The 5,862-nt window shown below is 70.8% G+C and carries 4 protein-coding genes; 1 reads left to right on the top strand and 3 read right to left on the bottom strand.

Annotation, left to right across the window (positions count from 1 at the left end; all coding sequences use genetic code 11):
• Positions 1-810 precede the first annotated feature (810 nt).
• On the bottom strand, positions 811-1,998 hold the full coding sequence (locus EQG76_RS27465) for a multidrug effflux MFS transporter (RefSeq protein WP_159718208.1): 1,188 nt from the start codon (positions 1,996-1,998) through the stop codon (positions 811-813).
• 102 nt (positions 1,999-2,100) lie between these two features.
• Between EQG76_RS27465 and EQG76_RS27460 the strand changes: the two genes are divergently transcribed.
• The gene (locus tag EQG76_RS27460) at positions 2,101-3,435 is read left to right on the top strand and encodes a dihydroorotase (RefSeq protein ID WP_159718206.1); all 1,335 of its coding nucleotides are present in this window, start codon (positions 2,101-2,103) and stop codon (positions 3,433-3,435) included.
• A gap of 10 nt (positions 3,436-3,445) precedes the next feature.
• Here the strand turns inward: EQG76_RS27460 and EQG76_RS27455 are convergent, their stop codons facing one another.
• Positions 3,446-3,967, bottom strand: a complete 522-nt coding sequence (locus EQG76_RS27455; RefSeq protein WP_159718204.1) for an EF-hand domain-containing protein — start codon at positions 3,965-3,967, stop codon at positions 3,446-3,448.
• Positions 3,968-3,981: 14 nt separating this feature from the next.
• Positions 3,982-5,862, bottom strand: a 1,881-nt coding sequence (mutS, locus tag EQG76_RS27450) for a DNA mismatch repair protein MutS (protein WP_159718202.1), incomplete at its 5' end; no start/stop codon positions are given.

The following is a 5,862-nucleotide window of genomic DNA, read 5'->3' as shown; positions in this document are numbered from 1 at the left end:
TGCCGCGCAGAAATGGCCGGGCCTGGCGATCCTGTGACAGCCTATGGTAGTCGCTCGAAATCAGGCGGCGCGGCGGAAGTGCCCGAGTTATACGAAGCCGTTCGACGATCCGCCCGCTCGGCAGCAGCACGAAGCCGGCCCGGACAGTTTGACGACCAAGACAGATGTCGTCCGTCTGGACCGCCTTGCCAGGGCTTGGCCGGCGCAGTCCTGGGGACATAGTCGAGGCCGATTGCCGCGCCGGTGACGCATGGGCGGCGGCTGAGCTCGGTACGGTCCTGCGCGTCGGGTGAGACCGTATGAAAGGCCGGCCGGTGGTAGAGGAAGTCGGGCGCGGCATGCAGCCTGGAGCCCTTCTGCCGATTGCCGCCGCCATCGCCTGACCGACCACCGCTATCGAGCGTCCGACTGTCGAGGATGGCGGCACTCCTTTGCGCGGCATCCCCCTTGGCCAGCGCAGCCCGGCGCGCAGGATATGCGGCGTGACCTCCAACCCGTCCGCTGTCAGTCAGCAGCGTGCCCAGTCGCCGCCGCATGCACTGTCGGCGCTGCTGACATCGAAGGATTGATGCTCCGCATCGATGGCGGAGGTTGCTTGGCAGTAGTGGTCACGGCGCACCGGCCGGTACGATCCAGCACAACGCTCATCGAGCGCAGGTCGTGTCAGCGCTCCCAGGAATCCTTGGCATCGACGTTGGACAGGGCGCGGTGAACGCCGGCTCCTCCTCGCTCATGTGGCCGCAAAGCGATAACTCTGCGGCTCCGCCCACATGCCCCAACAATCGGGCGGCCGGCAGGACCATCGCCGTTCTAGCCGGCGGAAGCGGCTCGGGAGCCTGTCAGGCGCGGCAGGAAAGATAGCAGGGACAGGAGGCCGCAGGCGAACATGGTCAGGAGCAGCGGCCAGACCGTGCCGTTCTGGAGCATGCCGACCAGCTGAGCGGCCGCGGCGGCGAACGCCATCTGCAGAAAGCCGGAGAGGCCCGATGCCGTGCCGGCGGCGTTCGGGTCGACCGAGAGTGCACCGGCCTGGCCGTTCGGCACAGACAGGCCCTGGAAGAAGGCGACCAGTGCCGTGGGCAGGAAGATCGTCCAGGCGGCCGCCATGCCGAGCAGGGCCAGCAGCAGTGCCAGGCCGGAGCCCAGCACGTTGCCGAAACTGCCGATCAGCACCATGCGGTCCAGGCCGACCCGCCGCGAGATCCTGGATGCCACCAGGTTGCCGACCATGAACATGAAGGCGACGGGCAGGAACCAGAGGGCATAATGGGTAGCGCTGCCGCCCAGCACCTCCATCACCACATGCGGGCCGCCGCCCAGCAGCGCATAATAGAGGGCGATGGAGAAGGCGCCCTGGAGGGCATAGGCCAGGAAGTCGCGATTGCCGAGCAGGCGTCCGCCGCCGGCGAACAGGCCGGGGCGCGCCTTTGTTTCCGCCGGCCTGGTCTCGGGCAGTGCCTGGAGGCTGAAGACGAGGATGACCAGCCCGGCCAGCCCGGAGGCGGTAAAGGTCGCGCGCCAGCCGAACAGGTCGGTGAGCCCGCCGCCCAGCACCGGCGCCAGCATGGGTGCAATTACCATCGCGGTCGTGACGATCGCCAGCATCGAAGCGGCATCCTCGGGCGGATGCCGGTCACGGATCATCGCCCGGGCGATCACCATGCCGGCGGCACCGCCGGCCGCCTGCACGACCCGTGCTATCACCAGCATCACGATCGAGCCCGCGAGCACGCAGCCGATGCTGCCGACCAGGAACACGCCGAGCCCGAGCAGCACGGCGGCGCGCCGGCCGATCCGGTCGGACAAAGGCCCGAACAGCAGCATGGCCACCGCGATCGACAGGGTCGAGAGCGAGAGAGTCAGCTGCGCCACGCCGGGATCGGCGGCGAAATCGGCACGGATCTGCGGCAGGGCCGGCAGGAAGATCTGGAGCGCTCCCGGGCCGAGCCCGGTCAGCACCACGAGCAGCGGCAAGAACATGCGACCATCGCCGGCCAAGGCCAGTACCTCCCTCCCCATCCGTGGGCTGCCACGGATGGACGCAGGCGCCACAAGTTTGCAAGGTCGCATCCCGCGCAGACCTCAGCCAGGAGACCGAACTTGCAGCCTTTGGACCTCTTGATCGCCGGCGGCCGCCTGGTCACACCGGGCGGTCTGGTGGCGGCCGACCTGGGGATCCGGGATGGCCGGATCGCGGCGATCGGCGCGCTGGACGGGCAGGCTGCCGCGGAGCGGCTCGATGCGCGAGGCCTGCATGTCCTGCCTGGCGTGATCGACAGTCAGGTGCATTTCCGCGAGCCGGGCCTGGAGCACAAGGAGGACCTCGCGAGCGGCAGCGATGCCGCGGTGCTGGGCGGGGTCACCACCGTATTCGAGATGCCGAACACCAGTCCGGCCACCATCGATGCCCAGGCCCTCGACGACAAGCTCAAGCGGGCCAGCGGCCGGATGCGCTGCGACCATGCCTTCTATGTCGGCGCCACGGCGGAGAATGTCGGCCAGCTGGCGGAGCTGGAGCGGCGGCCGGGCAGCGCCGGGATCAAGATCTTCATGGGCAGCTCGACCGGCTCGCTGCTGGTCGAGGACGATGCGTCCCTGGAGCGGGTGCTGCGCGCGGGCTCACGGCGGGTCGCGGTGCATGCTGAGGACGAACCCCGGCTGCGCGCGCGCAAGGCTCTCGCGGAGGCGGCCGGTGACCCGGTGGCGCATCCGGAGTGGCGGGACGTCGAGGCCGCGACCCTGGCCGTGACGAGGCTGCTGCGTGCCGCGCGCGCTGCGGGCAGGCGCGTCCATGTCCTCCATGTGACCTCGGCCGAGGAGATCGAGCTCCTGGCCCAGGCCCGGGACGTGGCGAGCGTCGAGGTGACGCCACATCACCTCACCATGCAGGCACCGGACTGTTACCAGCGGCTCGGCACGCGCGCCCAGATGAACCCTCCGGTGCGCGATGCCCGCCACCGGGAAGCGTTGTGGCAGGCGGTGACGGAGGGCGTAGTCGACGTGCTGGGCTCGGACCATGCGCCGCACACCCTGGACGAAAAGGCCAAGCCCTATCCGGCCAGCCCGTCCGGCATGACCGGGGTGCAGACCCTGCTGCCGGTCATGCTGGACCATGTGGCACAAGGGCGACTGTCCCTGGAGCGCCTGGTCGACCTGACCGGCCATGGCCCGCAGCGGATCTTCCAGCTGGCCGGCAAGGGGCGGATCATGCGCGGCTATGATGCCGACCTGGTGCTGGTCGACCTTGAGGCACGCTGGCGGATCGAGGCCGGCTGGCTGGCGTCGCGGGCCGGCTGGAGCCCCTATGAGGGGATGACGATCACCGGGCGCCCGGTCGCGACCCTGGTGCGCGGGCGGATCGTGGCCCGCGATGGTGCGCTGGTGGGCGATCCGATGGGCCGGCCGGTCCGCTTCCTCGAGACGCTGGGCGGCTGAGGCCGGGGCTTCAGGATGCGCTGCGCCTGGGCAGGACATCCTTCAGCACGGCAGCACCAGTGCCCAGCCGTTCCATGAGCCGGTCCCAGTCCACCGCGTCCGGATCCTCGACCAGGACCGGGACCGGCCGCTCGTCGAGCGTCAGGTCGGCGCTGGCCTCCTCGCGGGTGAGCAGCCCGTCGCCATCCGCGTCGTAGCTGGCGAACAGGCGGTCGAGGCCCACGAAATCGATCGCCAGGAGGGTGAGCACCGCTGCCTGCTTGTCGGCCGGCGGCAACTCCCTGGAGTGCCCGAGCAGCCATTCCCGCCCGCGCGTCTGCAGCCCTTCCAGCTCTGCCAGGTTGAGGGCACCGTCGCGGTCGCGGTCGGCGAAGCGGAAGATTCGCTCGAAGCAGGCGCTGGAAGCCTTGAGCGCACAGGCCGGCCCGGTCTCGCGGACGAACCGGTCGAAGGCGGCCGGCGTGGGCGCGCCCGCCACGGCCGGCATGGCCAGCAGCAAGAGCAGAGCAGCGAGGGGCGGTATTCTGATCATGGTCCCATCTTCTATCAGGAACCCGCCGCCTGTTTGAGCCGATAGAGGAGGTCCAGGGCCTCCTTCGGCGCCAAGCTGTCGGGATCGACACTTTCGAGCAACACCCGCACCGGATCGGCCGGCGGCGGCTCCGGAGCCTCGGCCGGCTCCTCCAGCAGGGCCAGCAGCGGTAGGTCGTGGGCGAGACGGGCGGCGGTGCCCTTGGCCTCGTTGCGCTCCAGCTTCGCCAGCACCTGGCGCGCGCGGTTCAGGACCGGCTTGGGCAGGCCGGCCAGCGCGGCGACATGGATGCCGTAGGAACTCTCCGCCACGCCCTTGCCGATCTCGTGCAGGAACACGATGCTGCCCTGCCATTCCTGGACCTTGACCCGGTGCAGGGCCAGCCGCGGCAGGCTCGCCGCCAGATGGGTCAGCTCGTGGTAGTGGGTGGCGAACAGGCCGCGGCAGCGCACCTTGTCGTGCAGATGCTCGACCACCGCCCAGGCGATGGACAAGCCGTCCCAGGTCGAGGTGCCGCGGCCGATCTCGTCCAGCACCACGAGGCTACGCTCGGTGGCGCGCGCCAGGATGGTCGAGGTTTCCAGCATCTCGACCATGAAGGTCGAGCGGCCGCGCGCCAGGTCATCAGCGGCGCCCACGCGCGAGAACAGCCGGTCGGCCAGGCCGATGCGGGCCGAGCGCGCCGGGACGAAGGCGCCTGCCTGGGCCAGCACCACGATCAGCGCGTTCTGGCGCAGGAACGTGCTCTTGCCGGCCATGTTCGGGCCGGTCAGCAGCCACAGGCGCTGGTCCGGCGCCAGGTCGCAGTCATTAGCCACGAACGGCTCGCCATTCGCCTTGAGGGCTGCCTCCACCACGGGGTGGCGGCCAGCCTCGATGGCGAATACCGGCTCGTCCACCAGCTCCGGGCGTGCCCAGCCGCCCGAGCGGGCCAGCTCGGCCAGGCCGGCCGCGACGTCGAGCTCGGCCAGGGCCGCGGCCGCACTACGCAGCCGAGCCGCTTGCGCCAGCACGTCGTGGCACAGGGCCTGGTAGATCTCGCACGCCCGGGCCTGGGCACCGTCGGCCGCCTCGCCCAGGGCTCGCTCCAGGACCTGCAGCTCGGCCGTGGTGAAGCGCACCGCACCGGCCAGGCCCTGGCGGCGGATGAAGCTCGGCGGCACCCGCCCTTCCTGGGCGGCCGGCACCTCCACATACCAGCCGAGCATGCCGTTGTGGCGGACCTTCAGGTTGCCGATACCGGTCTCCTGGCGCAGCCGCTGCTCGAACCCGTCCAGGTGGCTGCGCCCGGCATCGCGCATGGAAACGAGCCGGTCATACTCCGCATCCACGCCGGGCTGGAGCAGGCCGCCATCCTCGACCCTAAGTGGTGCCGGCTCGGCCAGCGTGGTCAGGAGCCGATCCGCCAGCTCCTCCAGCCCGAGGAGGTCGGGGAGAAGGGCGGCGAGGCATTCGGGGGCGGCCTGGAGCAGCGCGCCGGCCTTGCCAGCACGGTTGGCGGCATCGCCCAGGGCGCGCAGGTCGCGCGGCCCGCCCCGCCCCGCGGCCAGCCGGGCCAGCGGCCGTTCGGGATCGGGCATGCCTGCCAGCAGCGTACGCAGCGCATGGCACAGACGGTCGTCCTCGACCAGGACCCCCACCCGGTCCGCCCGCGGCCGGATCAGGTCGTGCCGTGCGGCCGGCTCCGCGATCCGCCTGGCCAGGAGGCGGGCACCGATGGCCGTGGTGGTGCGGTCGATCGCCGCCAGGAGCGAGCCGGCCCGATCCCCGTCGGGGCCGCGCAGCAGTTCGAGCGAGCGGCGCGTCGCCGGGTCGATCTGCAGCAATGCCGTGTCGTCGATCCGGACCGGCCGGTCCAGCCGGAAGCCGGCGGACTTCTGGGTCAGTTCCAGATA

Origin of the sequence: Geminicoccus flavidas (assembly GCF_009806515.1) — a bacterium.
GTDB classification, from domain to species: Bacteria; Pseudomonadota; Alphaproteobacteria; order Geminicoccales; family Geminicoccaceae; genus Geminicoccus; species Geminicoccus flavidus.
The sequence above is the reverse complement of the archived record's forward strand: the minus strand, read 5'-3'. Positions and strand labels throughout refer to the sequence as shown.